The sequence below is a fragment of the Candidatus Frankia alpina genome (genome assembly GCF_902806485.1).
Lineage (GTDB): Bacteria > Actinomycetota > Actinomycetes > Frankiales > Frankiaceae > Frankia > Frankia alpina.
The window spans coordinates 1-857 of the sequence record NZ_CADCWT010000516.1 but is presented as its reverse complement, the minus strand read 5'-3'; the positions used below and the strand labels follow the sequence as shown (position 1 = coordinate 857).

The window sequence follows — 857 nt, the reverse complement described above, 5'->3', positions numbered from 1 at the left end:
CTTCCACGAGCAAGGGGAGCCGATGAAGAACTGGCGGGTACTCGCCCCGACCCTCCTCGTTGCCGTTCTCGCGGCGTGCGGAGGTTGCGGGGGTTCCAGCGGCACCGGGGGATCCGGCGGGCCGTCGTCCGGGGCCACACCGACGGCCGGCGCGTCGGCCGCGGGCGGGACGAGCGCGTTCGACCTGATGCACGACTCCGAGGCCGCGGCGGCGTTCGTGACGGCGTTGCGCGCGCAGTTCCCCGCCCTCGCGGCCGGCCGCAGCGACACCGCGCTGCGCGACGACGGCACCCACATCTGCCTCGACGACCTGCCCGAGGGCGGCGACCGCCTTGCGCTGACCCGCATCCCGCCCCGGTTTGCCCACGGCGGCATCACCCCCGACCAGCCGACCGCCGGCGCCATCCTGGCCCTGGCCCGATCAACGGTCTGCGCCGCCGCCTCGACCCCGTAGCGCCGCCTCGACCCCGTAGCGTCGGCGTGGCCCCGTAGCGTCGGCGTAACCCCGAAGCATCCCGAAGCGGCGGCGCAACCGCACCCGTGGGCCCGTCAGTAGCCGGAGCGGGCGAGACGGTCGGCGCCAACCCGCAGGGCGTCGGCGAGGACGCGAATGCGGGCGGGGCGACGGGCCGGGTCCGAGTCGAGCGCCCGGACCAGCACCTCGTCGAGGGTGTCCGGCACCGGGAACGGCAGCCGATTCGCCCTGCTCTGGCTTGCTCCGGGACGGTCCGCCGGCCCTCGTCGCCACGCCCGGCGCGCAGCCCGCGGGAGCCGGCGCGAACGGTCCGCCCGACGCATACTGAGCCTTTCCCGGTAACGTTTCGTCGCTTTGCGTGACATCAATGTGGTGTTGGTGT

1 protein-coding gene and 1 pseudogene are annotated in these 857 nt (G+C 74.7%); one reads left to right on the top strand and one right to left on the bottom strand.

Going from position 1 to position 857, the window contains the following annotated elements; translation table 11 throughout:
• Positions 1–454, top strand: a 454-nt coding sequence (locus G6R25_RS24280) for a hypothetical protein (RefSeq protein ID WP_205447442.1), incomplete at its 5' end; no start/stop codon positions are given.
• Between the two features lie 95 nt (positions 455–549).
• On the opposite strand, the pseudogene G6R25_RS25720 reads toward G6R25_RS24280, so the two are convergent.
• Positions 550–857, bottom strand: a pseudogene (locus G6R25_RS25720) (hypothetical protein); the annotation flags it as partial.